General features: G+C 71.0%; 20 protein-coding genes. 11 read left to right on the top strand and 9 right to left on the bottom strand.

Annotated features, from left to right (window positions below; all coding sequences use genetic code 11):
- Nucleotides 1-34 precede the first annotated feature (34 nt).
- The 6 genes from A5481_RS22605 (at nt 35) to A5481_RS22580 (ending at nt 7,403) form a co-directional block, all read left to right on the top strand.
- Nucleotides 35-1,366, top strand: a complete 1,332-nt coding sequence (locus A5481_RS22605; protein WP_048433635.1) for an MFS transporter — start codon at nt 35-37, stop codon at nt 1,364-1,366.
- A gap of 141 nt (nt 1,367-1,507) precedes the next feature.
- The gene (locus tag A5481_RS22600; protein WP_048433634.1) at nt 1,508-2,206 is read left to right on the top strand and encodes a ribonuclease activity regulator RraA; all 699 of its coding nucleotides are present in this window, start codon (nt 1,508-1,510) and stop codon (nt 2,204-2,206) included.
- A gap of 471 nt (nt 2,207-2,677) precedes the next feature.
- Nucleotides 2,678-3,886: an ABC transporter substrate-binding protein gene (locus A5481_RS22595; RefSeq protein ID WP_048433633.1), complete on the top strand. Its 1,209-nt coding sequence runs from the start codon at nt 2,678-2,680 to the stop codon at nt 3,884-3,886.
- A gap of 215 nt (nt 3,887-4,101) precedes the next feature.
- The gene (locus A5481_RS22590; RefSeq protein WP_048433632.1) at nt 4,102-4,956 is read left to right on the top strand and encodes an amidohydrolase family protein; all 855 of its coding nucleotides are present in this window, start codon (nt 4,102-4,104) and stop codon (nt 4,954-4,956) included.
- Nucleotides 4,957-4,979: 23 nt separating this feature from the next.
- Nucleotides 4,980-6,188: a CaiB/BaiF CoA transferase family protein gene (locus tag A5481_RS22585; protein WP_048433631.1), complete on the top strand. Its 1,209-nt coding sequence runs from the start codon at nt 4,980-4,982 to the stop codon at nt 6,186-6,188.
- Between the two features lie 39 nt (nt 6,189-6,227).
- A complete protein-coding gene (locus A5481_RS22580) occupies nt 6,228-7,403 on the top strand; it encodes an NADH:flavin oxidoreductase/NADH oxidase (protein ID WP_048433630.1) in 1,176 nt (391 codons plus the stop codon).
- 195 nt (nt 7,404-7,598) lie between these two features.
- Here the strand turns inward: A5481_RS22580 and A5481_RS22575 are convergent, their stop codons facing one another.
- Genes A5481_RS22575 through A5481_RS22565 form a run of 3 tightly spaced genes read right to left on the bottom strand, consistent with a single transcriptional unit; the run spans nt 7,599 to nt 11,487 of the window.
- The gene (locus A5481_RS22575) at nt 7,599-8,576 is read right to left on the bottom strand and encodes an NAD(P)-dependent oxidoreductase (RefSeq protein ID WP_048433629.1); all 978 of its coding nucleotides are present in this window, start codon (nt 8,574-8,576) and stop codon (nt 7,599-7,601) included.
- 9 nt (nt 8,577-8,585) lie between these two features.
- A complete protein-coding gene (locus tag A5481_RS22570) occupies nt 8,586-10,457 on the bottom strand; it encodes a TRAP transporter large permease (RefSeq protein ID WP_048433628.1) in 1,872 nt (623 codons plus the stop codon).
- Nucleotides 10,458-10,470: 13 nt separating this feature from the next.
- Nucleotides 10,471-11,487 carry a TRAP transporter substrate-binding protein gene (locus A5481_RS22565; RefSeq protein ID WP_048433627.1) on the bottom strand — a complete coding sequence of 339 codons (1,017 nt, stop codon included), beginning with the start codon at nt 11,485-11,487 and terminating at the stop codon, nt 10,471-10,473.
- A gap of 295 nt (nt 11,488-11,782) precedes the next feature.
- Here A5481_RS22565 and A5481_RS22560 point away from each other — a divergent pair, with 295 nt between their 5' ends.
- Genes A5481_RS22560 through A5481_RS22550 form a run of 3 tightly spaced genes read left to right on the top strand, consistent with a single transcriptional unit; the run spans nt 11,783 to nt 16,459 of the window.
- Nucleotides 11,783-13,390 (top strand): ABC transporter substrate-binding protein, encoded by a 1,608-nt coding sequence (locus A5481_RS22560; protein WP_048433626.1) that lies wholly within the window; start codon nt 11,783-11,785, stop codon nt 13,388-13,390.
- Nucleotides 13,391-13,424: 34 nt separating this feature from the next.
- Entirely contained in the window at nt 13,425-14,834 is a 1,410-nt protein-coding gene (locus tag A5481_RS22555) for an amidase (protein WP_053082338.1), read from the top strand.
- Nucleotides 14,831-16,459, top strand: a complete 1,629-nt coding sequence (locus tag A5481_RS22550; RefSeq protein ID WP_064504317.1) for an amidase — start codon at nt 14,831-14,833, stop codon at nt 16,457-16,459. Before A5481_RS22555 ends, A5481_RS22550 begins: the two co-directional genes overlap by 4 nt.
- A gap of 194 nt (nt 16,460-16,653) precedes the next feature.
- Here the strand turns inward: A5481_RS22550 and A5481_RS22545 are convergent, their stop codons facing one another.
- From A5481_RS22545 to A5481_RS22530, 4 genes are read right to left on the bottom strand one after another with little or no spacing between them, the layout of a single operon-like run.
- Nucleotides 16,654-17,526, bottom strand: a complete 873-nt coding sequence (locus tag A5481_RS22545; RefSeq protein WP_048433625.1) for an isocitrate lyase/PEP mutase family protein — start codon at nt 17,524-17,526, stop codon at nt 16,654-16,656.
- Nucleotides 17,523-18,872, bottom strand: a complete 1,350-nt coding sequence (locus A5481_RS22540) for an MFS transporter (RefSeq protein WP_048433624.1) — start codon at nt 18,870-18,872, stop codon at nt 17,523-17,525. Before A5481_RS22540 ends, A5481_RS22545 begins: the two co-directional genes overlap by 4 nt.
- Before the next feature lie 52 nt (nt 18,873-18,924).
- Nucleotides 18,925-19,686, bottom strand: coding sequence for an SDR family NAD(P)-dependent oxidoreductase (locus A5481_RS22535; RefSeq protein WP_048433623.1), 762 nt, complete (start codon nt 19,684-19,686; stop codon nt 18,925-18,927).
- Entirely contained in the window at nt 19,683-21,110 is a 1,428-nt protein-coding gene (locus A5481_RS22530; RefSeq protein ID WP_082173077.1) for an FAD-binding oxidoreductase, read from the bottom strand. Before A5481_RS22530 ends, A5481_RS22535 begins: the two co-directional genes overlap by 4 nt.
- Before the next feature lie 139 nt (nt 21,111-21,249).
- On the opposite strand from A5481_RS22530, the gene A5481_RS22525 reads away from it, so the two are divergent.
- Nucleotides 21,250-21,924 (top strand): GntR family transcriptional regulator, encoded by a 675-nt coding sequence (locus A5481_RS22525; protein ID WP_048433622.1) that lies wholly within the window; start codon nt 21,250-21,252, stop codon nt 21,922-21,924.
- Here the strand turns inward: A5481_RS22525 and A5481_RS34725 are convergent.
- Nucleotides 21,921-22,322 carry a hypothetical protein gene (locus tag A5481_RS34725; protein ID WP_167350052.1) on the bottom strand — a complete coding sequence of 134 codons (402 nt, stop codon included), beginning with the start codon at nt 22,320-22,322 and terminating at the stop codon, nt 21,921-21,923. The genes A5481_RS22525 and A5481_RS34725 overlap by 4 nt on opposite strands.
- On the opposite strand from A5481_RS34725, the gene A5481_RS32710 reads away from it, so the two are divergent.
- Complete coding sequence (locus tag A5481_RS32710; RefSeq protein WP_082173076.1) at nt 22,219-22,776, top strand: FCD domain-containing protein; 558 nt, start codon at nt 22,219-22,221, stop codon at nt 22,774-22,776. The genes A5481_RS34725 and A5481_RS32710 overlap by 104 nt on opposite strands.
- On the opposite strand, the gene A5481_RS22515 is transcribed toward A5481_RS32710, so the two are convergent.
- Complete coding sequence (locus A5481_RS22515) at nt 22,691-24,067, bottom strand: aspartate aminotransferase family protein (protein WP_048433620.1); 1,377 nt, start codon at nt 24,065-24,067, stop codon at nt 22,691-22,693. The genes A5481_RS32710 and A5481_RS22515 overlap by 86 nt on opposite strands.
- Nucleotides 24,068-24,088: the final 21 nt, after the last annotated feature.

Here is a 24,088-nt window from a genome sequence, read left to right as displayed (position 1 = left end):
CGGCCGGCGCGACGACGATACAGGGGGGACCACGATGGCGAACGCATCTCCTGCCGCCGCGGACGGGGCGGCCGCAGCGGGCCTCGCCGGGGACCGGGCCCTCGAGGAAGCCACGTTCCGCCGCATCACCTGGCGCATCCTGCCGATCTTCTTCGTCTGCTACTTCGTAGCCTATCTCGACCGGGTCAACGTCTCCTTCGCCAAGCTGCAGATGCTGAGCGACCTGCAGCTCAGCGAAGCGGTCTACGGCGTCGGCGCCGGCATCTTCTTCATCGGCTACTGCCTGTTCGAGGTGCCCAGCAACATGATCCTGCACCGGGTCGGGGCCCGGCGCTGGATCGCCCGGATCATGCTGACCTGGGGGGCGCTGTCGATCGCGATGGCGTTCGCCACCGGGGAGCGAAGCTTCTACGTCCTGCGCTTCCTGCTCGGGGTCGCGGAGGCCGGCTTCTATCCGGGCGTCCTCCTGTACCTGTCGCAATGGTTCCCGACGGCGCGGCGGGGGCGCATCACCGCCCTGTTCATGGCGGGCAATCCCCTCTCGGGCATCGTCGGCGGGCCGCTCTCGGGCCTGATCATGCAGAGCTTCGGCGGCATCGCCGGCCTGGCATCCTGGCAGTGGCTGTTCATCGTCGAGGGTATCCCGGCCCTGATCCTCGCCGTCGTGGTGTTCCTCGCGCTCAGCGACCGGATCGAGGAGGCGCGGTGGCTCTCGCCGGCCGAGAAGGACGCGGTGCGGCGGGCCCTCGCGGCGGACGCCCAGGCCAAGACGCTGCGCTCCTTCGGATCGGCTTTCGCGAGCCCGCGGGTCTGGCTGCTCTGCCTCGTCTATTTCGGCGTCAGCATCGGGTCGAACACGGTCGGCTTCTGGCAGCCGACGATCATCAAGGGGGCGGGGATCGGCGATCCGTTGCGCATCGGGCTCCTGTCGGCCGTGCCCTACCTCGTCGCCCTCACGGCGATGCTGATCGCCGGGCGCAGCGCCGACCGGCTGCGGGAACGACGCTGGCACGTGGTCGTCCCGCTCCTCGCCACCGCCGCCGGCCTGTTCCTGTGCGGGTCGTTCCGGGGCGAGATCGTGCCCGCCATGGCCTGCCTGTCGCTCGCGGCGGCCGGGATCGTCACGACGATCGCGATGTTCTGGGCATTGCCGACCGCCTTCCTGGGCGGCGCGGCCGCCGCGGCCGGCATCGCGCTGATCAACTCGACCGGCAATCTCGGCGGCTTCGTCAGCCCGGCCGTCATGGGCTGGCTCGCCACCACGACCCACTCCCTCGACGCGGGCCTCTACGGCACGGCGGCCTGGCTCGTCGGCACCGCGATCCTCGTCCTCGCCTTCGTGCCCGCCCGGCTCGTCGACCGGTAGGCCGTCGTCACCGGAGCGGTCGCCTCCGTCATGCGTCCCGGGCGGAGGAGCGAAACCCTTCGACCGTCCGCGCCACCGCGGACACGCAGAGCGCGTCCCGGCCACCGGCCGGGCATCGACAACCGGCAGAGATAACCGACGATGTCCGAAGCAGAACTGATCGCAGCCTTGCGCGAGGTGTCCACAGCGACCCTGACGACGCTGATGCTCAAGAAGGGCCTGCGCAATGTCTGGCTGCGGGGAACTCGGCCGCTGGTGCCGGGCCAGGGACGGGTCGCCGGCCGCGCCTTCACCTTGCGCTTCATCCCGGCCCGGGAGGACCTCGCGACCCCGGCGGCCTGGTCGGCACCGATCTCGACCCGCACCGCCGTGGAGGCGATGCCGCCGGGCTGCATCGCCGTCGTCGCCTCCGGCGGCTGCACCGATGCCGGCGTCTACGGCGACATCCTGTGCGCCCGCATGAGCCAGCGCGGCGTGACGGCGCTCGTCACCGACGGCGCGGTGCGCGACCTCGACGGCATTACCGCGACCGGCCTGCCGATCTGGGCGCAGGGCGTCGCCGCGCCCCCCGCCGTCACCGGCATGACCTTCGTGAACTGGCAGGAGCCCGTGGGCTGCGGCGGCGTGGCGGTCTATCCGGACGACGTGATCGTGGCGGATGCGGACGGCGCGGTGGTGGTGCCGAAGGCGCTGGTGGCGGAGCTCGCCGGCCCGGCGGCCGAGCAGGAGCGCCTCGAAGCGTGGATCCTGTCGGAAATTCTCTCCGGCACGCCTCTTCCCGGCCTCTACCCCCCGAACGACGAGGCGCTCGCCCGCTACCGCCGAGCGACCAGCGCCTGAGCGTCACTCCGGTTCGCGGGTTCTTCGCCGCCGCCCCGGCCGCCGGCAGCGGGACGAGACGCGCCGGGAAGGCCGTCTCCCCCGACGGCCCTGCCGCCGTAACCGCCTTCCAGCCCGATCGCGCCGCCACCGCCGTCCTGGCGGACGGAGGGCGCGAAATCCCCCGGGCACCCGCTCCACCCACGGATGAGGCCCCGCAAGGTTTCCCTGTCCTTGCGTCGGCGCTGATGCGCCGGACGCCCCGGCATCGACGGGTCGAGGCCAGGGCGCGAGGGTATGACAAGCAGATTCGAGACTTCGCGTGGTGAGGTGACGTCTGCGAGCTTGCGCATTTTCACGGATATGAAGGCGCGTTACATCACATATGTGATGTGAGACGATCGCGATGCTGATTGACACCCGACAGTGTCTCGCTCAGGCTTTAACGCAATCAGTCGCCAAGAAAAAAACAAACTAAAGGGAGGACGCCGCATGAGAGCGTGGATCGCGTCTGTCTTGATCGCGACCAGCCTGACGGCTGCACAAGCACAGACCCAAGCAGGGCCCGTGAAGCTGGGCGTGCTGAACGATCAGTCCGGGCAATATGCCGACGCCTCGGGCCCGGCATCGGTCGAGGTCGTCAAGATGGCGATCCAGGATTTCGGCGGAAAGCTGCTCGGCTCGCCCATCGCGATGATCTCGGCCGACCATCAGAACAAGCCGGATATCGGGTCCAGCATCGCTCGCAAATGGTACGATACCGAGAACGTCAACGTCATTCTCGATCTGTCCAATTCTGCCGTAGCGCTCGCCGTGTCCGAGATCACGCGCGAGAAGAACAAGATCATGATCGCATCGTCGGTCGGGACGTCGGCGCTCACCAACGAGAAGTGTTCGCCCAACAGCTTCCAGTGGTCATACAATACTTACGCGCTCGCCCGCAGCACGGCGAAGGCACTGGTCGAGCGCGGTGGCAAAGACTGGTTCTTCCTGACGGCCGACTATGCGTTCGGTCACGCGCTCGAGCACGATGCGACCTCGGTGGTGAAGCAGCTCGGCGGCAAAGTGCTCGGCGCCGCCCGGCATCCCTTCGGTACGAGCGACTTCTCGTCCTTCCTTCTTCAGGCGCAGAATTCCGGCGCGAGCGTCCTCGGGCTGGCCAATACCGGCCTCGATGTCTCGACCGCCCTGCGGCAGGCGCACGAGTTCGGCGTTCTCGGCAAGGGCAGCACGATGAAGGCGGCCGCCTTGCTTCTCCAGATCACGGACACGCATGCGGCGGGCCTTGCCAATGCGCAGGGCATCTACATGTCGGAGGCGTTCTACTGGGACCGCGACGACGAGTCTCGCAAGTTCGGCCGGCGCTTCTTCGACAAGATCGGCCGCATGCCGACCATGGTTCAGGCCGGCCTCTACTCGGCAACGATGCACTACTTGAAGGCCGTCCAGGCCGCCGGCACGACCGAGACCGGAAAGGTGCTCGAGATGATTCGATCGATGCCGGTCAACGACTTCTTCTCGAAGAATGGGCATGTCCGCGAAGACGGAATGCATATCCATGATTACTACTTGCTGCGGGTAAAGAGCCCGGCGGCATCGAAGGCGCCATGGGACTACTACGACGTGATCTCGACCGTGTCGGGCGAGGACGCGAACATTCCACGCGCGGAGAGCAAGTGCCCGCTCATGCAGAAATCATGACGGTTCTTCGTGCGGCTCACGTCGATCCGCACATCGTCCGGGACGGCAACGGCGTCGGGATCCGCCGGTGCGGGCGGATCGCGGCGACGGACTGCGCCCGGATCGTCGGCCGGCCGCCCCGCCGGCGCAGCCTCCGATCCGCCCGACGTCCCACGCGCCGATTCCGGCCCCTACGGATTGCCGGCAGACCGCCGGGACATCGCCAGGACATGACCATGAGCAACACCGCCCTCCGCCTCCCCGACGGCAGCTGCGACTGCCACTTTCACATCTACGGGCCGTTCGAGCGCTTCCCGGCCGGCTCGGAAGGGCGGTTCACGCCCGCCCGCGCCTTCACCATCGAGGACGCCTTCGCGCTGTGGGACCGGATCGGCGTGATGCGCGGCGTGATCGTCCACGCGGTCGGATCGGGTGCGGACAACGCGGTGACGTTCGAAGCGCTTCGCCGCTTCCCGGACAGATTGCGGGCGACCGCCATCCTGCAGCCGGACGTCACCGACCGTCGCCTCGACGAGCTGACCGATGCCGGCTTCAAGGCCGTCCGCGTCACCATGATCCGGCAGGACGGCAAACCCGTCTCGACGCTGGGGACGAGCTTCGACGACCTCGTCGAACTCGCGCCCCGCCTCGCGGAGCGCGGTTGGCACGCGCAGATCTGGATCGAGAGTTCGGATTTGGCGGCGGCGGCCGAGAGCTTGGAGCGGCTGCCCCTCACCTACGTCGTCGACCACATGTGCCGGACGATGGCCGACAAGGGTCACCGGCACCCGGACTACGTCGCCTTCACGGAGCGGCTGAAGACCGGGCGTTACTGGGTCAAGATCTCGGGCGCGGACCGCAACACGCGGGCGGGGCGGCCCTACCGGGATACCGCGCCCTTCATGCGCGCGATCGTCGAGGCGGCGCCGGACCAGGTCGTGTGGGGCAGCGACTGGCCGCATGTCGGGCACACGGACGAGACCCGGCCCGACCTCCAGGACCTGCTGCAGCTCCTGTGGGATTGCGTCCCCGACGAGGCGGTGCGCCGCAGAATCCTGATCGACAACCCGACACGCCTCTACGGCTTCTGACGGCGTCGACGAGAGCAGACACCATGAAGACGCTTCCGCTCGAAGGCATCACCGTGCTGGATCTCGGTCAGGTCTATCAGGGGCCCTATGCGGGCTTCCTGCTGGCCCAGGCCGGCGCGACCGTCATCAAGATCGAGCCGCCCCACGGGGAGCCGGTGCGCCATCGCGCGCTCATCAGCAAGGGCAACGCCGTACCCTTCGCGATGCTCAATGCCAACAAGCGCAACGTCAGCCTGAACCTGAAGTCGCCGGACGGCGTGGAACTCCTGAAGTCGCTGGCCGCGAAGGCGGATGTACTGCTCGAGAACTATGCCCCCGGCGTGCTCGACCGGCTGGGCGCGGGCTACGGCGCCCTGAGCGCGCTGAACCCGCGCCTCGTCTACGCCTCGGCCACCGGCTACGGTCTGTCGGGACCGGACCGCGACAACCTCGCCATGGACCTGACGATCCAGGCCGTCTCCGGGATGATGAGCGTCACCGGCTTTCCGGACGGGCCGCCGGTCAAGGCCGGTCCCGCGATCTCGGATTTCCTCACGGGCATCCATCTCTACGGCGCGATCATGACGGCGCTCTACAGCCGCGAGAGGACCGGCAAGGGGCAGCTCGTCGAGGTCGCGATGGTCGAGGCCTGCTACCCGGCCATGGCCTCGAACCTCGCGGAAGTCTTCAACCGCCAGGCCGCCGCGCCGCGCACCGGCAACCGCCACGGCGGGCTCGCGGAAGCGCCCTACAACGTCTATCCGGCCTCCGACGGCTACGTGGCGATCATCAGCGTGAACGAGTCCCACTGGGTCGGGCTGGCGCGGGCCATGGATCGGGACGACCTTCTCGCCGACCCGCGCTTTGCGACGGTGCGCGACCGCCTGCAGCACATCGACCTCGTGGACGAGATCATCGGCCAGTGGTCCGGTGCGCGCACGCGCGCCGACATCACCGAGGCCTGCCGCCGCAACAAGGTGCCCTGCGCCCCGGTCCGCGACCTCCTGGAGGTGACGCAGGATCGCCATCTCCACGATCGCGGCATGCTGCGCGAGATCGATCATCCCGATTACGGCGAGATCCTGGTCCACCGCACGCCGCTGATCCTGCATGACGCCGAGGCGCCGGATTATGTCCCCTCCGCGCGCCTCGGACAGCACAATGCGGAGGTGCTCGCCGAGTATCTCGGGCTGCCGCAGAGCGCGATCGAGGCGCTCCATGCGTCCGGGGCGCTCGCCCGGGCCCCGGCGTGACCGCAAGCCTTCTCCAGGCTCGATGAGACCGAGGCTCCGATGGTGAAATTGTTCGAAACGGTCTCCTTCCGGAGTCTGGAACTCAAGAACCGAATCGTCGTCTCGCCGATGGGCATGTACTCGGCGGAGAACGGCGAAGTCACGCCGTTTCACCTCGTCCATTACGGCAAGTTCGCGATGGGTGGGGCGGGGCTGGTCATCGTCGAGCAGACCTCGGTCAGCCGGCTCGGCCGCATCACCAACGGCGATCCCGGTCTCTGGCACGACGGCCAGATCGACGGGATGCGCCAGGTCGCGCACGTCATCAAGGCGAACGGCGCCGCCGCCGGAATCCAGATCAACCATGGCGGGCGCAAGTCGGGCCAGCAGCGGGCCTTCCGGGGCAACGGGCCCCTGACGGACCGCGACCTCGCCATGGGCGAGGAGGCCTGGACGCCGTCGGGCCCCTCCGCCCTGCGCTTCGCGGACGGTTACGCCGAACCGATTCCGCTCAGCGACGACGGGCTCGTCGGCATCCGCGATGCGTTCGTGGCGACCGCGCGACGGGCGGTCCTGGCGGGCTTCGACCTCGTCGAACTGCACATGGCGCACGGCTACCTTCTGCAATCCTTCCTGTCGCCGCTCGCGAATGTCAGGACCGACGCGCATGGCGGCAGCCGCGAGAACCGGATGCGGTTCCCCCTGGAGGTCACGCGCGCCGTGCGCGCGGCGATCCCGGCCGGCATGCCGCTCTTCGTGCGCATCTCGGCGACGGACTGGATCGACGGCGGCTGGGAGATCGAGGACAGCGTCGTCTTCGCGCGCGCGCTCAAGGCGCTCGGCGTCGATCTCGTCGATTGCTCGACGGGCGGGAACCTGCGGGTCGGCTCGACCAACGCCAACCTGGCGCGCGGCCCGGGCTACCAGGTTCCCTTCGCCGACCAGATCCGGCGCGAGGCCGGCATCGCGACGGGGGCCGTCGGCATGATCCGGACGCCGGATCTCGCCGAGCGCATCCTCCAGGACGGCAAGGCCGACCTGATCTTCCTGGCGCGCCAGATGCTGTACGACCCGTTCTGGGCCCACCACGCCGCCGAGCATTTCGGGCTCACCGGCAATTTCGAAGCCTGGCCGGAGCAATATGGCTGGTGGCTCGCGAAATGGGGGCACGCGCTGCGCGCCAACCGCGAGGACCTGCATGGATTCGATCCGCGACGGGGCGACGAGGAGCGATGAGGCCGAGGCGGACGATCGGGCGTGGCTGTTCCGGGCCCTGCCCGATGGGGGCCGCTCACGGGCTCCGAGACAAGCTCGTATGCGGAATGACCGGGTGACCTCTTGGTGCGGCACCGCGCCGCCGCAGCCGGCGGCGACGCGCCGAGCCCGCCCGGTCGAAGGACGACGGGGCTGCCCGCCCCATTGGCGCGTCGCTCACGGCCGGCGCGACCAGCTCTCCGCGTTGGCCGCCCCCTTCGGCACCTCGCCGGCCAGGATGGCGCGCACCTGCGAGACCGTGTCGAAGGCCTGCGCCTCGATCGCCGGCGGGGTCAGGCCGCCGATATGCGGGGTCGCGATCACGTTGCCCAGCCGCGTGAGGGCGGGCGAGGGCATCTGGTCGGTGGCGCGCCCGACATCCATCGCGGCGCCGGCGATGCGGCCCTCGGTCAGCGCCGCCGCGAGGGCCGCCTCGTCGACGAGGTTGCCGCGCGAGAGATTGATGAAGACCGCGTCGCGCCGCATCCGCGCCAGCGCCCGCGCGTCGATCAGGTTCTCGGTCGCCTCGGTGGCGACCGCGAGGCACACGACGATGTCGGCCTCCGCCATCAGCGTCTCGAAGCCCACCTGCCGGCCCTGGCCCGCCGGGACCGCGACGTGGGGGTCGGACACCAGCACCTCCATGCCGAGAGCACCGGCGACGCCCGCGAGGCTCCGGCCGATCGCCCCGTAGCCGATGATCCCGAGGCGGCTGCCGGCGAGCTGGCGCCCCATCCGCACCTCCGGGGCGCGGCCGGCCTGATAATCCCGCGTCGCGCGCGAGATGCCGCGCGACAGGTCGACCATGAAGCCGAGCGCCAGCTCGGTCACCGAGGCGACGAAGCCGGGCGCGGCATGCGTGACCAGGATGCCGGCCCGGCTCGCCGCCCCGACATCGACGTCGCGGATGTCGACGGCGCAACGCAGGAAGGCCCGCAAGCGCGGCAGGCCGGCGAAGATCTCGCCCGGGCCGGGGGTGAGCCGGTCGGAGACGACGAGGTCGACCTCGGCGGCGGCCGCGACCAGGGCGGCCGCGTCGAGGGCCGCGTCGCCCTCGTGGAGCACGACCTCCGCGAGGCCGCGCAGCGCGGCAAGGGCCCGCGGGCCGTAATACCGCTCGCGCATGTGCGGGGTGTGGGTCAGGAGCAGCTTCATCGTCCCTCCTCAATATCCGAGCAGCCGCGGCAGCCCGGTGCTGAGGACCGGCACGAAGGCGATCAGCAGCAGGCAGGCGAAGAGGAGGCCGAGATAGCCCAGGATCGGCCGGACCGTCCGCTCGATCGGGACGTGGCCGATCAGGCAGGCGCCGTAGAGGCCCAGGCCCAGCGGCGGCGCGAAGAGCCCGATCCCCATGGCGATCACCAGCACGACCCCGAAATGCAGCGGATCGATCCCGAGCCGCGCCGCGATCGGGACCAGCAGCGGCCCGAAGATGATGAGGGCCGCCGCGCCCTCCAGCACCGAGCCCATGACGATCAGGATCGCGATCGAGAGCAGCAGGAACAGCCAGGTGCCGCTCGATTGCGACAGGCCGACCATCGCCTCGCCGAGCGCGTGCGGCACCTGCTGGAGCGTCAGCACGAAGGCGAGGGCCTGCGCCGCCGCGACGATGAACAGGACGAGGCCCGAGCGCGTCGCCGCCTGGACGAAGGACTTCGCCAGGCCGCGCCAGCTCAGCTCGCCGAACACCGCCGCGCCGACGACGATCGCGTAGAGTACCGCGAAGGCCGAGATCTCGGTCGCGGTGGCGAATCCGCTCTTGAAGCCGATGAAGATCATCGCGATCAGCCCGAGCGAGACGATCGCGCCGATCCACATCCGACGCAGCGAGCCGTCCGGAACCAGGTCGGCGGCGATCGCCGCCTTGGTGCCGAACAGGATCGAGACCCCGATCAGGGCCGCCGCCATCAAGGCCGCGGGGATAAGCCCGGCCATGAACAGCCCGCCGATCGACAGGTTGGCGACGAAGCCGAGGATGATGAGGTTGATGCAGGGCGGGATCGTCTCGGCCATCACCGCGGAGGCGGCGAGCAGAGCCACCGCCTGGCTCGGATCCTGGCGCGAGCGCCGCGCCGCCGGGACCAGCACCGAGCCGACGGCGGCCACGTCCGCCATCTTGGAGCCGGAGATGCCGGAGAACAGCACCATCGACAGCACCATGACGACGTTGAGCCCGCCCCGCATCCGCCCGACCAGGCGCTGCAGCAGCTCGATGAGGCGCACCGACATGCCGTTCGCCTCCATGAGGTAGCCGACCAGGATGAAGAACGGGATCGCCAGGAGCACGAAGTTGTCGATGCCGCGGGCCATCTGCTGGGCGAAGATCACGCCGGGCAGGTTGCCGTCGACCCAAATGTAGATGAGCGCAGCGAGCGCGATCGAGAAGCCGATCGGCAGCCCGCCGACGAGGGCGGCGACGAAGCCGAACCCCATGAACCAACCCGGATCCGGCAGCGAATCCGGCGCCGCCGCATTCCAGGCCAGGAAGCCGGCGGCCACGACGGCGAGCGCGCCGACCGCCTCCGCGAGGTCGCGCAACGGCCGGCGCCCCGCGATGGCGAGGGCGAAGACCGTCATGAACAGGGCGCCGCCGCCCATCGGCAGGAAGGTCCATTCGAGCGGCAGGCCCGAGCCGGTGGTCTGGCCCGCGGTCAGCCAGCCGAGCCGCAGGGCGTTGTAGGAGACGAGGCCGGAGATCAGCGCCACCAGCACGGCGCCGAGCCCGTCGAGGCGCCGCCGCGCCGCCGGTCCGAGCCGGTCGGCGAAGAAGGCGACGCCCGGATTCTCGCCCCAGGCGACCGCACTGGCCGCACCGAAGAAGCTCGACCCGACCATCAGGCCGCGGGCGACGTCGTCCGACCATTCGACCGGGGCACCGAACAGCGAGCGCGCCAGCACCGAGCCGACGACGACGACGAGGTCGGCGGCCAGGAGGAGGGCCGCGACGGCGTCGGAGCAGGCGAGGAGGGGCGCGACGAGCCCCCTCTCGACGAGCCCGTCGCCCGTGCCGGGGGCGGGGGTGGCGGGAGCATGCATCGGGGGCGATCCTTCAGGCGGCCGTCGCGCGGATCTGCTCGACGACCGGCCTCGCCTCCGGGCGGCTGCGCAGGAAGGCCTCCATCTGCGGCGCGACCCGCTGGCGAAACGCATCGCGGTCGCATTCGACGATCGTGACGCCCTTGTCGCGCAGGAGAGCGAGCGCCTCCTTCTCCACCGCGAGGCCGTGCGCGCGGGTCTCGGCTGCGGCCTTCTTCGCCGCCTCCAGGAAGCGGTCGCGCAGGGCCGGGTTCATCCGGTTGTAGGTCGCGTCGCCGAGATAGAGCGCCAGCGGAGAGAAGTTGTGCTGGGTCAGCGAGTAGAACTTCGAGGTCTCGTAGAACTTGCTCGCCACCATGGTCGGGGGATCGTGCTCGAGCCCGTCGATCACCCCGGCCTGGAGCGCGGTGTAGATCTCGCCGAAGGCGAGCGGCGTGGCGGCTGCCCCCATCAGGCGCAGGCACTCGGTGATGACGGGGTTGGGGAGGGTCCGGATCTTCTGCCCGGCGAGATCGCCGGGCGTGCGCACCGCCTTCTTCGAGAGCACGCTGCGGGCGCCGAAATTGTAGGCCCAGGCGACGATGCGGATGCCGCCGCCGCGCAGCAGGGCCTCCTCGATCGGGCGGGCCGCGCCGGCCTCGAAGGCCCGGGTCTGCTGCTCGAAGCTCGAGAACAGGTAGCCGAGGTCGAAGGTGCCGACGAGCGGCACGACGTTCGCGGCGATCGAGGAGCCCGACACCATCATGTCGATCACGCCGAGCTTGACCGAGTTGATGACGTCGATCTCCTGGCCGAGCTGGTTGTCGGGAAAGAAGCTGACCTGGACCTGCCCGTCGAGGCCGTCCTGGCGCAGTTGCCCGACGAGCCGGTCGTAGAAGACGCGGCCGTTGCCGAATTTCGGGTCGTTCGCCTGCGACGAGGACAGGCGCAGGCGCAGGGGCGCGGCCTGGGCCCGGCCGATCAGGGCGGGGGCGGCGAACGCCAGCGTGCCGGCAGCGCGCAGGACGCTGCGACGGTCGAGTGAGGGCATGGTTTCCTCCCGCGGCGCGGCCTTGGCCGGCGCGCCTTTGGTTCATTTGTAGGGCTGGATTGTCAGAGCCTGCAACGCATGTCGGCGCGGGCGGGCATGCGCCGGACGACGGCGTGACGATGCGCAACCGGACGATGTTCCCCGTCCGCGCCGCTTTTGCCCTCCCCGGCTCAGCGCCTGGCACGCGGGTTGCTCGACCGACGCTTCAAGAGACGACAAGTCGGCGGGGCGAACCCGGCCGCACGGGAGGATCGCACGGACGGGAACCGTCGAGGCGCCGGGCGAGGACACGGGGATGCACAAGCGCGAATTTCTCAGGCTCGGCGCCGCCGCCGGGCTGTCGCTCGGCCTGCCGGGGGCGGCGCACGCGCAGGCGCGGCCCGGGGTGCTGCGGGTCGCGATGACGGCGGGCGACATCCCGCTCACCACCGGCCAGCCGAACCAGGGCGCCGAGGGCATCCGCTTCATGGGCATCACGCTCTACGACGGCCTGACGCGCTGGGACCTCTCGCGCAGCGATCGCGCCGCCGCCATCGTGCCGGGCCTCGCCGAGAGCTGGACGGTCGATCCGCAGGACAAGCGGGTCTGGACGTTCAGGCTCCGGCCCGGGGTGCGCTTCCACGACGGCTCCGCCTTCACCGCCGATGCGGTGGTGTGGAACCTCGACAAGCTGCTCAACAAGGCCGCACCCCAGTTCGACCTGCCCCAGGCGACGCAGGGCAGCCTCTATACCGGCGGCATCGCGCGCTGGCGCAAGATCGATGCGAGCACGGTCGAGATCACCACGAAGGTCGTCGACGCGGTCCTGCCCTACTCGCTGGCGAGCGTGTTCATGTCGAGCCCGGCGCGCTGGGAGGAGATGGGCCGCGACTGGAACAAGGTGGCGCAGAAGCCCTCCGGCACCGGGCCGTGGCGGCTCGAGAGCGTCCGGGCCCGCGAGCGCGCCGAGCTCGTGCGCAACCCGGACCACTGGGACACGGCGCGGATCCCGCAATCCGAGCGGCTGGTGCTGATCCCGATGCCGGACGTCAATTCGCGGGTCGCCGCCCTCCTGTCGGGCCAGGTCGACTTCGTCGAGGCACCGCCCCCCGACGCGATCCCGCGCCTGCGCCAGTCGAAGATGCAGATCGTCACCAACGTCTATCCCCATATCTGGCCCTACATGCTGAGCTTCGAGGAAGGCTCGCCCTTCCTCGACGTGCGGGTGCGCCGGGCGGCCAACATGGCGATCGACCGCGCGGGGCTGGTGAGCTTGCTCGGCGGGCTCGCGGCGCCGGCAAAGGGCATGGTCGATCCGGGCCATCCCTGGTTCGGCAAGCCGGCCCTCGATCTCGGCTACGACCCCGACCGCGCCCGGGCGCTGCTCGCCGAGGCGGGCTTCGGCCGGGACAAGCCGGTCAAGGCCCGGATCATCATCTCGCCGGCCGGCTCCGGGCAGATGCAGCCGCTGCCGATGAACGAGTTCATCAAGGAGAACCTCCAGGATGTCGGCATCGCGGTCGAGTTCGAGGTGATGGACTGGGAGACCCTGCGCAGCCGACGCCGCCTCGGTGCCGCAGCGCCCGAGAACAAGGGCCGGCACGGGATCAACAATTCCTTCGCCTACTGGGATCCGGATATCGGTCTGATCGGCCCGGCGAGCCGGTTCATGAAGGATTCGGGCTTCAACTGGGGCGACTACTACAACCCCAAGGCGGAAGAGCTGGCGAAGGCGGCCAAGCAGGAATTCGATCCTGTGGCGCAGAACGCATTGCTGGGACGGCTCCACGAAGTGGTGGTGGAGGACGCGATGTGGATCTTCGTCGTCCACGACCTCAATCCGCGGGCGCTCGCGCCGAACGTCCGCGGCTTCGTCCAGGCCCAGAGCTGGCTGCAGGACCTCACCCCCGTGGTGGTCGCGTGAGCGGCCCCCTCCCCTCCTCCCGTGAGGCCGCCCCATGAGCGAAGAACCCCTGTGGCGCCTCACCGTCGCCGAGGCGTCGCGGCGCATGGCCGCCGGCGCGCTCTCGCCGGTCGACCTCGTCGAGGCGTTCCTCGACCGGATCGCCGCGGTCGACGCCCGCATGCCGAGCTACGTGCACGTCGATGCCGAGGGCGCACGCGCGGCGGCCCGGGTCGCGGCCGCGGAGCTCGCGGCGGGACGGCGGCGCGGCCCCCTGCACGGGCTGCCCTACGCCGTGAAGGACAATTACGACGTGGCCGGCCTGCCGACGGTCGCCAATTCGCGCCTGCGCCTCGACCACGTCGCGACCCGCGACGCCGCCCCGGTGGCGCGGCTGAAGGCGGCAGGGGCGCTTCTCCTCGGCAAGCTCTCGACCTGGGAATACGGCACCGGCAACGGCGGCGAGTACGGCGACACCGTCTTCCCCACCACCCGCAACCCGTGGGACCTGACGCGCTTCGCCGGCGGCTCCTCGATCGGAGCGGGCGCGGCCGTGGCGGCCGGGACCGCGATGTTCGCCCTCGGCTCGGACACGACCGGCTCGGTGCGCCTGCCGGCGGCGGCCTGCGGGGTCGTCGGCGTGAAGGCGACGCCGGGGCGGGTCAGCCGCCACGGCCTCCTGCCGAATTGCTGGTCGCTCGACATCCCGGGCCCGTTCACCTGGACGGTCGAGGATGCCGCGATCGTGCTCGGGGCGATCGCCGGCCACGATCCGGCCGACCCGGTGACCGAGGACGTGCCGGTGCCGGACTATCCCCGGCGCCTCGCCGGCGGCGTGCAGGGCCTGCGCCTCGCCGCCGTGACCGATCCGGGACCGGGCTTCCCGGCCCCCGACGCCGCGATGGCGGCGGCTCTTCACGCCGGGCTCGACGTCCTGCGGGGTCTCGGTGCAACGGTCGTCGAGACGCGGCTGCCGGTGCCGGCGGCGGAGTGCTTCGCGCTCTCGCGCTTCATCGGGCCGCCGGAATCGGCCTCGATCCACGAGGCGGAGTACCGCACGGATGCCGCCCTGATGGGCACGGCCCTGCGCGACAAGATGCATGGCGGCACGGTGCAGCGGGCCGCCGACTACATCGCCGCCCAGCGCCGGCGCCGGGCCGTGGCGGAGGGGATCGACGGGCTCCTCTCCGGCTTCGACGCGCTCGTCACCTTCGGCACCTTCCGGGTGGCGCCGCGGCTCGACCGGCAGGACGAGATGGTCGCCTTCACGGTCGAGACCGCGATGACGCCGTTCAACCTCTCGGGCCATCCGAGCCTCGTCCAGTGCACCGGCTTCACCCCGGCGGGGCTGCCCCTATCCTGGCAGGTCGTCGGGCAGCGATTCGACGAGGCGACCATCCTGCGGGTCGCCGCCGCCTACGAGGCGGCTACGCCGTGGCGCAGGGAGAGGGCACCGGTTCGATGAGCGCGCTCCACCACCTCTCCGTCGCCGAGGCCGGCCGGCTGATCGGCGCTCGCAAGCTCTCGCCGGTCGAGCTCGTCGCGGCGATGCTCGACCGGATCGAGGCCGTCGACGGCCGCCTGAACAGCTACGTCCTGGTTCTGGCCGAGCGGGCCATGCGCGCCGCGCGGGCGGCCGAGGCCGAGATCATGGCCGGCGGCTGGCGCGGGCCGCTCCACGGCATCCCGTTCGGAATCAAGGACAATTACCACGTCGCCGGGCTGCCGACGACCGGCGGCTCGCGCCTGATGCAGGGCGGTGCGCCGGAAGCGGAGACCGCCACCATCGTGGCGCGGCTCGAGCAGGCCGGCGCCATCCTGATGGGCAAGCTCAATACCTGGGAATACGGCACCGGCGACGGGCAGGTCTATCACGACCTGCCCTACCCCGTGGCGCGCAACCCCTGGGATCTCGCCCGCTTCACCGGGGGCTCCTCGACCGGGGCGGGGGCGTCGGTCGCCGGCGGGACCGCCTTGTTCGCGCTGGGCTCGGACACCGGCGGGTCGATCCGCCTGCCCGCCGCCGCCTGCGGCCTGCAGGGGCTCAAGCCCACCTTCGGGCGCAACAGCCGCGCCGCCTGCCTGCCGAATTGCTGGTCGCTCGACCATACCGGCGCCCTGACCTGGACGGTCGAGGACCAGGCGATCGTGCTCGGCGCCACCGCCGGCCACGATCACCGCGACCCGTCGAGCGCGACGGCGCCCGTCGGCGATTACCGCAAGGGCCTGCACGAGGGGGTGCGCGGCCTGGTGATCGGGATCGTGCGCGACCTCGGCGACGATCTCGATCCGGCCATGCGCGAGGCGCTCGCGGAGGCCGGCGCGCAGCTCGCAGAGGCCGGTGCGATCCTCCGGGAGGTGGCGCTGCCCGCCCCGCTCGCGACCTACCAGGCGGTCGCCTGGACCATCAACTGGGCCGAATCGTTCTCGATCCACGAGCAGGACTTCCTCGCCCGGCGCGCCCTGATGGGCCGCGCGTTGCGGACCAAGATGACCGCCGGCTTCTGCGTCCGGGCCGTCGATTACCTGGCGGCCCTGCGCGAGCGGCGGCGGCTCGCGCTCGCCACCGATGCGCTGGTGCGCTCGGTCGACGCCCTGCTCCTGCCCGGCGCCTTCCACGTCGCGCCGAGCCTGCGCGAGCCCGGGACGGTGCCGGCCTTCACCCGCGACACCGCCTGCTCGGTCTTCAACCTCACCGGCCACCCGGCCCTCTCGCTCTGCACCGGGTTCGACGCGGGCGGCCTGCCGCTCAACGCCCAGATCGTCGGCCGGTACTTCGACGAGGCGACGGTGCTGCGGGTGGCGCAGGCCTACGAGGCGGCGACACCCTGGCGCGCCCGCAAACCCGATCTCGCCCCGCACGCCCCGGAGCCGACCATGCCCGATTCGACCCCGCCGTCCGTGACGCCCGAACAGCTCGCCGACGCCGAACGCTACGCGACCCGCTACGGCCTGTCCGCCCTGTCGCGAGCGGAGGTGGCGGAACTCGCCGCGCTCCTCGACCGGACGGCCGCGGCCGGGCTCGCGATCCCGCGCCAATCCTCGAAAGAGGACGAGCCGGCCCACGTCTTCCGGGTGCCCCTGCGCTGACGGGGTCCGTCGCCTCGCGGCAGGGCGCGTCCCGCCGCTCGGCTCGATCATGGGCCGGGGCTCCCCTGAATGGCTGCCGCTCCGCGACACCGCTCCGGGGGACACGACCTTCCGGAATGATCCCAGGGCGGTCCCGGGGCTGAATTCGGCCCCGGGGTCCTGGGCCGGATCCGGCCGCCCTCGCCGCCCGGGGATCAGCCGCCGAACCGGTCCGCCCGGGCCTGATGACCGGCGAGGTCGACCAGGGCCGCGAACTCGCCGTAGGTCGTCATCGCGTCGGCGCGCGCGCGCGGCGTGCCGTCGCGCTTGAGCACCGCCAGCGTGTCCTCCATCGCCCGCACGGCGGAGAACAGGGTGCTGAGGGCGTAGAAGACGAGGCTGAAACCCATCGCCTGGAGGTCGGACGCCGTCAGCGCGACCGTCTCGTTGCCGTCGACGATCGAGACCACCTTCGGTCCGGGCACGGCCCGGGCGATCGCCTCGACCTCGGCGATGCGCTTGACGCCGTCGACGAAAACGAGGTCGACCCCTGCCTCCCGGTACAGGGCGGCCCGGCGGACCGCCTCGTCGAGACCGGCGGCCGGCAGCGCGTCGGTGCGGCCGATCACCAGGAGGTCGTCGTCACCCCGCGCCTCGATGGCGCAGGCCAGCCGCCGGGCATTCTCCTCGGCGTCGACGAGGCGAATCCCGGCGAGCTGACCGCAGCGTTTGGGCGCGACCTGATCCTCGAGGTGGATCGCCGCAACCCCGGCCTGAACGTATTCCCGCACCGTGCGGTGGATGTTGGCCGGCCCGCCATAGCCGGTATCGGCGTCGGCGACGACCGGGAGGCCGACCGCCCGGACCATGATACGGGCGTGCTCGGTCATCTCGGTCTGGGTCATCAGACCGAGATCGGGCAGGCCGAGCCGGCCCGCCGTGGCGCCGAAACCGGTCATGTAGACCGCCGGGAAGCCGGCCCGCTCGATGAGGCGCGCCGTCAGGGCGTCCGCCGCGCCGGGCGCCATGACGATGCCGTTCGCCATCGCGGCGCGCAGCCGCGCGGCCGGGCTCGGACGCGCCGTCATGCCAGGGCTCCCTTCGAGGCGACGGTGCCGTCGCGGGTCTCGTCCTCCGGCGCCGCGAGTTCGGCCCGGGCGGGGATCAGCGCGACGAGGAGCGAGGCGAGGAGCGCGCCGCCGCCGATCACCCACAATCCGGCCAGACTGGTGCCGGCCCAGCCTTCGGCCGCGACCTTGAGGTTCGGCGCCACGAAGCCGCCGAGGTTCCCGATCGCGTTGATGATCGCGATGCCGCCGGCCGCCGCGAAGCCGCCGAAATAGCCCATCGGGAAGGTCCAGAAGATCGGCTGCGCGCTGATCAGGCCGGCGACCGAGACACAGAGCGCCATCACGGCGACGAGCGGCGGCAGGTAGCCCGAGGCGATCATGCCGAGGCCGGCACAGAGGAGCGACACCACCGCGAACAGCCGCCGGCGGCCGGTGCGCTGGGCAAGGCCGGGCCAGAACGCGCTGACCGCGAAGGCGCAGAGCCACGGGATGCTGGTCACGAGGGTCACGGTGAGGCCGATCTTGGTGCCGAGCAGCGCACTCACCTGCGCCGGCAGGTAGAAGGCGATGCCGTAGCCGCAGATCGCGATCGCGAAGTAGGTGAGCGCGAAATGCAGGAGCAGCGGGTTGCGGAAGATGGCGCCGAGCCTGACCGCACCATGCGCCGACTTGGCGGCGTTCTCGGTGGCGAGGGCCGCCTCGAGCGCGGCCTGCTGCCGGACCGGCATCCACGCGGCATCGCGGGGACGGTCGGTGAGGTAGACATAGGCCCAGATGCCGACGAGCGAGGCGGCGAGGCCCTCGACGACGAACATCAGCTGCCAGCCGTGCAGGCCGAAGGCGCCGTGCAGGTCGAGCAGCACGCCCGAGATCGGCCCGCCGAGGATGAAGCAGAGCGGCTGGCTCAGGTAGAACAGGCCGAGGATCTGCGCGCGCTCCCTGGCCGGGAACCAGTAGGTCAGGTAGAGCAGCACGCCCGGGAAGAAGCCGGCCTCGGCGATGCCGAGCAGCACCCGCAGGATCCAGAACGAGGTGTCGCCCTGCACGAAGGCCATCGCGGCGGCGAGCAGGCCCCAGGTCACCATGATGCGCGACAGCCAGACCCGCGCGCCGATCCGGTGCAGGATCAGGTTGCTCGGCAGCTCGAACACCGCGTAGCCGACGAAGAAGATGCCCGCCGCGAAGGCGAAGGCCGCCTCCGAGATCCCGGTCGAGAGCTGAAGCGCCTGCTTGGCGTACGCGACGTTGGCGCGGTCGAGATAGGCCAGGAGGTACATCAGCACCAGGAACGGCACCAGGCGCCGCCGGGCGGTCGCGACGGCGGCCCCCGTCTCCGTCGGGGCTGGGGCGATGGCGGCTGTCATTGGGCGTTCCCCTTCGTTGTTGTCGTGAGGTCGTGGCGGTGCGGGCCGGCGCTCAGCGTCCGCCGGCGACGTCGAGCACCGTGCCGGTGACGTAGGACGAGGCCGGCGACAGGAGCCACAGGGCCGCCTCGGCCACCTCCGCCGCCGCGCCCGGCCGCTGCAGCGGGATCGCGCGGGCGATCTCCGCGATCCGGCCGCGGTCGCCGCCGAACACGCCGTCTTGGATCGGCGTATCGATCACCCCGGGCGCCAGGGCGTTGACCCGGACATCCGGGGCCAGCTCCTTGGCGGCGGCGACCGTCAGCGAGGCGATGGCGCCCTTGGTGGTGGCGTAGAGCGCGTTGCCGGGCATGCCGCCGGTGCGGGCCGCGATGGACGACAGGTTGACGATCGCGGCGCCGGGATGCGGCCGGCGCCGGTCGAGGAAGGCCCGGGTGGCGTAGAGCGCGCTCTTGAGGTTGACGGCGAGCACCCGGTCGATGTCCGCCGGATCCATCTCGGCGAGCCGCATCCGGCGGCCGATGATGCCGGCATTGTTGACGAGGTGGGTCGGCGCCCAGTCCGGAGGCAGTTCGGCCATCGCGGTGGTGACCGCGCCGGCCTCGGCGACGTCGACTCGGGCAGGATGCACGCGCGCGCCGTGCGCCGCGGCGCAAGCCGAGAGGCCGGCCGCATCGATGTCCCAGACGATCGCCCGTCCGCCGGCGGCAAGGACCGCGTCGACGATGGCGCGGCCGATGCCGGAGGCCCCGCCCGTGACGAGGACGACCGCGTCGGTCATGGGGGGAGCGGCCCGATCGTGGCGGTCGCTCATCGCGCGTCGCTCCCGTCCTGCGCCGGCAGGACCTTGCCGGGATTCAGGATCCCGAGCGGGTCGAGCGCCCGCTTGATCGCCGTCATCACGCCGATCGCGGCGCCGTGCTCGAGGTCCATGAACTTGATCTTGCCGGAGCCGATTCCGTGCTCGCCGGTGCAGGTGCCTTCGAGCGCGATGGCGCGGCGCACCAGCCGGTCGTTCAGGGCCGCCGCCTCCGCCAGTTCCGCCTCGCTCGACGGATCGACGATGAGGCCGAGATGGAAGTTGCCGTCGCCGACATGGCCGACCGTGGTGATCGGGAACGACGCGCCGTCGATGTCGGCCCGCGTCTCGGCGAGGCAGCGCGGCAGGCTGGCGATCGGCACGCAGACGTCGGTGCTCCAGACGCGGCCGTTCGGGCGCAAGGCCTGAACCGCGTAATGGACGTCGTGCCGCGCGCGCCACAGGCGAGCCCGGGCCTCGGCATCGGCCGCGGTCCGAAAGCCGAGCGCGCCGTGATTCTCGGCGAGCGCCCCCACCAGGGCCATCTGCTCGGCGGTGCCGGCCTGCGTCCCGTGGAACTCCATGAACAGCGTCGGCGCCTCGGGCAGGGCGGTGCCCGAGTGGCGGTTCACCGCCGCGATGGTCACGGGATCGAGAAGCTCGACCCGGGCGATCGGCACCCCGCACTGGACGATCTCGACCACCGTGGCGACGGCCGCCTCGACGCTCGGAAAGGCGCAGACCGAGGCGGCGACGGCCTCCGGAATGCCGTGGAGGCGGACCGTCAGCTCGGTGATGATGCCGAGCGTCCCCTCCGAACCGACGAGGAGGCGGGTCAGGTCGTAGCCGGCCGAGGACTTGCGCGCCCGCGAACCGGTGCGGATGACCGTGCCGTCCGCCATCACGGCGGTGAGCGACACGACGTTGTCCTTCATCGTGCCGTAGCGCACCGCGTTGGTGCCCGACGCCCGGGTCGCCGCCATGCCGCCGAGCGTGCTCTCGCCGCCGGGATCCACCGGAAAGAACAGTCCGGTGTCGCGCAGATGCGCGTTGAGCTGGTGGCGCGTGACCCCGGCCTCCACCGTCGCATCGAGATCCTCGGGCCGGACGGCGACGATTCCGGTCATGCGGCTGAGATCGAGGCAGACGCCGCCCTGCAGCGCCGCGACATGCCCCTCGAGGGAGGTGCCGCCGCCGAACGGGATCACGGCCACCCGGTGCGCGGCGCAGGCGCGCACGATCCCCGACACCTCCTCGGTGGAGGCGGCGTAGCAGACCGCGTCGGGCGGGCGTGTCGGGTGATAGGACTCGCCGCGCCCGTGATGCTCGCGCTCGGCGAGGCTCCGGGTGAACCGCTCTCCGAGGAGTTCCGACAGGGTGCGGACCAGCGCGTCCGGCATTCCGGCCGCGAGCGGCCGGGCCGCGATGCTTCCTTCCATGGTGCGTCCCCTCCCCCGTCGGCCGTCCGGCTCTTGCCAGGGAGAATGCGACGATCGGCGCGCCGAATCAAGTACCTTGTACCTTGGATACCGGATACAAGCGAGTCGCCCGGACGGGAGCGGCATGCGATAAGGCGCCATGCCGATCCAGCTCGATCTCGCTGTTCCCAAATCGCTGTCCGCCGCCGTCGAGGAGCGGATCCGCGACGCCATCGTCAATGCCGAACTGGCCTTCGGCCAGGCGCTGCCGGAGGACGGAGTCGGGCTGGCCATGGGGGTGAGCCGGACGCCGATGCGCGAGGCCCTGACCCGCCTTCAGGCGCAGGGGCTGGTGGTGATCGTGCCGAAGAAGGGCACGTTCGTGTTCAACCCCTCTCCCGACGATGTCGACCAGCTCGCGGCGTTCCGGCTGCTGCTCGAGAGCCAAGCCGTCCGCCAGAGCCTCGCGGTCGCGCCCGCCACGGCCTTGGCGGGCCTGCAGGGCGCGCATGCGGCGATGCACCAGGCCAGGCAAGACGGCGACGGCCGCGCCTATGCCCGCGCCGACACCGCGTTCCATGCCAGCTTCTTCGCGGAATGCGGCAATGCCTACCTGGCGAAGGCCTTCGACTCCGTCGCCTGGCAGGTGGCCGCCTTGCGCGCCCAGCTCTCGGTGCCGCGCAGCCACGAGCAGGATGCCTCCTTCGCCGAGCATGCGGCGATGATCGCGCATTTCGAGGCGGGCGCGGTCGACGCGCTCCTGACCATCCTGAGCCGGCACATCTTGCGATCCGCTGCGGTCTACCGGGAAGCGATTCGCGTACTCGCCAACTAGATCCCAAGTTCGCGCCGGGTCCGGTAGAGCTCCTTGGTGCGACCGAAACTCTCGACGCACCGCTGCACCTCAGAATCGTCGACCCGTCCGACATAGATCAGGATGTGCCTGCCAGGGACGCCGTCGACCGCCCGCTCGTATCCCTTGCAGTAGAAATACTCCTTTCCGCGTCGTCTCTGCCTGACGTAATCGCCGTTCGCGGGAAAACGCCGGTCGAACTGCGCGGCGAAGACCTTCGAACACGGATCCGCAACGGCGACCTGATCGAGGCGGCGTTCAGGTCGATCACCGGCATTGCTCCGTCTTGCCTTGCCTCGCGTCACCGCGGCCGGCGAGGCGCGGCTCGCGGCGCACGTGGCGGCCGAGGATGCCGCGATGGCGGCGGGCGACCGCTTCACCTCGATCCGCCTGTCGGCGGAGTTCCACACCATCCTGGCCGACCTCACCGGCAACCCGCTGATCCAGCGCCAGATGCAGGAGCTCGTCGCCCGCACGATGATGCTGGTGGCGTTCTTCGAGCCCGACAGCTCGGTGGCCTGCCAGTACGCCGAGCACCGGGCGGTGTTCCGCGCCCTCGGCGGGCGCTCGCGGGCGGGGGCGGTGCGGGCGATGACGACGCACCTGTCCCTCGTCGAGACGCGGCTGCGCCCCCGGATCTGCGAGGCGGTGCCCCCTCCCCTTGACGACGTGCTGCGCGACGCCCTCGCCGCCTGGCGGGGCGGACTGACCCGGATTCGGCCGCGCGGGGCGGGCGCGGCTCCCGCGCTCACGCCTGATCGGCGACGAAGGCCCGCGTGTCTTCCAACGCCAGGGCGAAGCGCGCGACGATCTCGTCGACCGCGTCCTCGGTGATGATCATCGGCGGGCAGAAGGCGATCGTGTCCTGGATCGCCCGGACGATCAGGCCGTGCTCCTGAGCGCGCTCGAACAGGTGGAACGCCACCCGTCCGGGCGGATCGAATTTGCGCTTGCTCGCCTTGTCCGCGACGAGCTCGACCGCGGCGATCAGGCCGACGCCGCGGACCTCGCCGACGAGCGGGTGGTCGGCGAAGGGGGCGAGCCGCTCCTGGAGCCGGGCGCCGGAGCGGGCGGCGTTGGCGACGAGGCCGCGTTCCTCGATGATCGCCAGGTTCTCGAGCGCCACCGCGGTCGCCACCGGGTGGCCGCTGCCGGTGAAGCCGTGACCGAAATTGCCGAGGGCCTCGGTGTGGTCGGCGAGCCCCTGGTAGACCGCGTCGCTGAACAGCACCGCGGCGAGGGGCTGGTAGGACGAGGTGATCTGCTTCGAGACCACCATCAGGTCGGGGCGGATGCCGTAATGCTCGCAGGCGAACAGCGTGCCGAGCCGCCCGAAACCGTTGATGACCTCGTCGGCGACCACCAGCACGTCGTGGCGCCGGCAGACCGCCTGAACCTTCTCCCAGTAGGTGCGGGGCGGCGGCAGCACGCCGCCGGCGCCCATCAGCGGCTCGCCGATGAAGGCCGCCACCGTCTCCGGCCCCTCCTCCAGGATCACCGCCTCGAGCTCCGCCGCCAGCCGGTCGGCGAAGGCCTCCTCGGTCTCGTCGGGGAGCGCGTTGCGGTAGTGGTGCGGGCAGGTGACGTGGCGCACGAAGGGCAGCGGCAGGTCGAAGCCGCGCTGGTTGGTCGGCAGTCCCGTCAGGCTCGCCGCCGCGATGGTGATGCCGTGGTAGCCGCCTTGGCGGGCGATGAATTTCTTCTTCTCGGGCCGTCCGCGCCCGTTATTGTAGTACCAGACCAGCTTCACCACCGTATCGTTGGCCTCCGACCCAGAATTGGTGAAGAACACATGGTCGAGGCCGGCCGGCGACATCTGGACGAGCTTCTCGGCGAGCAGGATCGCCGGCTCGTTCGCCTTGTGGGTGAAGGTGTGATAGTAGGGCAAACGGCTCATCTGCCGGGCGGCGGCCTCGACCAGCCGGGGCTCGCCGAAGCCGACCCCGACGCTCCACAGGCCCGCCATCGCCTCGATATAGGCGCGGCCCTGATCGTCGTAGACGTGGATGCCCTCGCCGCGCTCGATGATCATCGGCCCGACACGCTCGTGCCGGCGGGCATTGGTGTAGGGGTGGAAGTGGTAGGCGACGTCGCGCGCCTGGAGGGAGTTCGGCAGCAGCGTCATCGGGAGTGCCTTTGTCCGAGG

This window comes from Methylobacterium platani, from assembly GCF_001653715.1.
Taxonomy (GTDB): Bacteria; Pseudomonadota; Alphaproteobacteria; order Rhizobiales; family Beijerinckiaceae; genus Methylobacterium; species Methylobacterium platani.
The sequence above is the reverse complement of the archived record's forward strand: the minus strand, read 5'-3'. Positions and strand labels throughout refer to the sequence as shown.

Coding starts and splice junctions, on each gene's coding strand:
- A5481_RS22570 (WP_048433628.1), bottom strand. CDS start 10,457: ATGCATGCTCCCGCCACCCCCGCCCCCGGCACGGGCGACGGGCTCGTC.
- A5481_RS22560 (WP_048433626.1), top strand. CDS start 11,783: ATGCACAAGCGCGAATTTCTCAGGCTCGGCGCCGCCGCCGGGCTGTCG.
- A5481_RS22540 (WP_048433624.1), bottom strand. CDS start 18,872: ATGACAGCCGCCATCGCCCCAGCCCCGACGGAGACGGGGGCCGCCGTC.
- A5481_RS22550 (WP_064504317.1), top strand. CDS start 14,831: ATGAGCGCGCTCCACCACCTCTCCGTCGCCGAGGCCGGCCGGCTGATC.
- A5481_RS22605 (WP_048433635.1), top strand. CDS start 35: ATGGCGAACGCATCTCCTGCCGCCGCGGACGGGGCGGCCGCAGCGGGC.
- A5481_RS22530 (WP_082173077.1), bottom strand. CDS start 21,110: ATGGAAGGAAGCATCGCGGCCCGGCCGCTCGCGGCCGGAATGCCGGAC.
- A5481_RS22535 (WP_048433623.1), bottom strand. CDS start 19,686: ATGAGCGACCGCCACGATCGGGCCGCTCCCCCCATGACCGACGCGGTC.
- A5481_RS22525 (WP_048433622.1), top strand. CDS start 21,250: ATGCCGATCCAGCTCGATCTCGCTGTTCCCAAATCGCTGTCCGCCGCC.
- A5481_RS22585 (WP_048433631.1), top strand. CDS start 4,980: ATGAAGACGCTTCCGCTCGAAGGCATCACCGTGCTGGATCTCGGTCAG.
- A5481_RS22595 (WP_048433633.1), top strand. CDS start 2,678: ATGAGAGCGTGGATCGCGTCTGTCTTGATCGCGACCAGCCTGACGGCT.
- A5481_RS22565 (WP_048433627.1), bottom strand. CDS start 11,487: ATGCCCTCACTCGACCGTCGCAGCGTCCTGCGCGCTGCCGGCACGCTG.
- A5481_RS22600 (WP_048433634.1), top strand. CDS start 1,508: ATGTCCGAAGCAGAACTGATCGCAGCCTTGCGCGAGGTGTCCACAGCG.
- A5481_RS22515 (WP_048433620.1), bottom strand. CDS start 24,067: ATGACGCTGCTGCCGAACTCCCTCCAGGCGCGCGACGTCGCCTACCAC.
- A5481_RS22590 (WP_048433632.1), top strand. CDS start 4,102: ATGAGCAACACCGCCCTCCGCCTCCCCGACGGCAGCTGCGACTGCCAC.
- A5481_RS22555 (WP_053082338.1), top strand. CDS start 13,425: ATGAGCGAAGAACCCCTGTGGCGCCTCACCGTCGCCGAGGCGTCGCGG.
- A5481_RS22575 (WP_048433629.1), bottom strand. CDS start 8,576: ATGAAGCTGCTCCTGACCCACACCCCGCACATGCGCGAGCGGTATTAC.
- A5481_RS22545 (WP_048433625.1), bottom strand. CDS start 17,526: ATGACGGCGCGTCCGAGCCCGGCCGCGCGGCTGCGCGCCGCGATGGCG.
- A5481_RS22580 (WP_048433630.1), top strand. CDS start 6,228: ATGGTGAAATTGTTCGAAACGGTCTCCTTCCGGAGTCTGGAACTCAAG.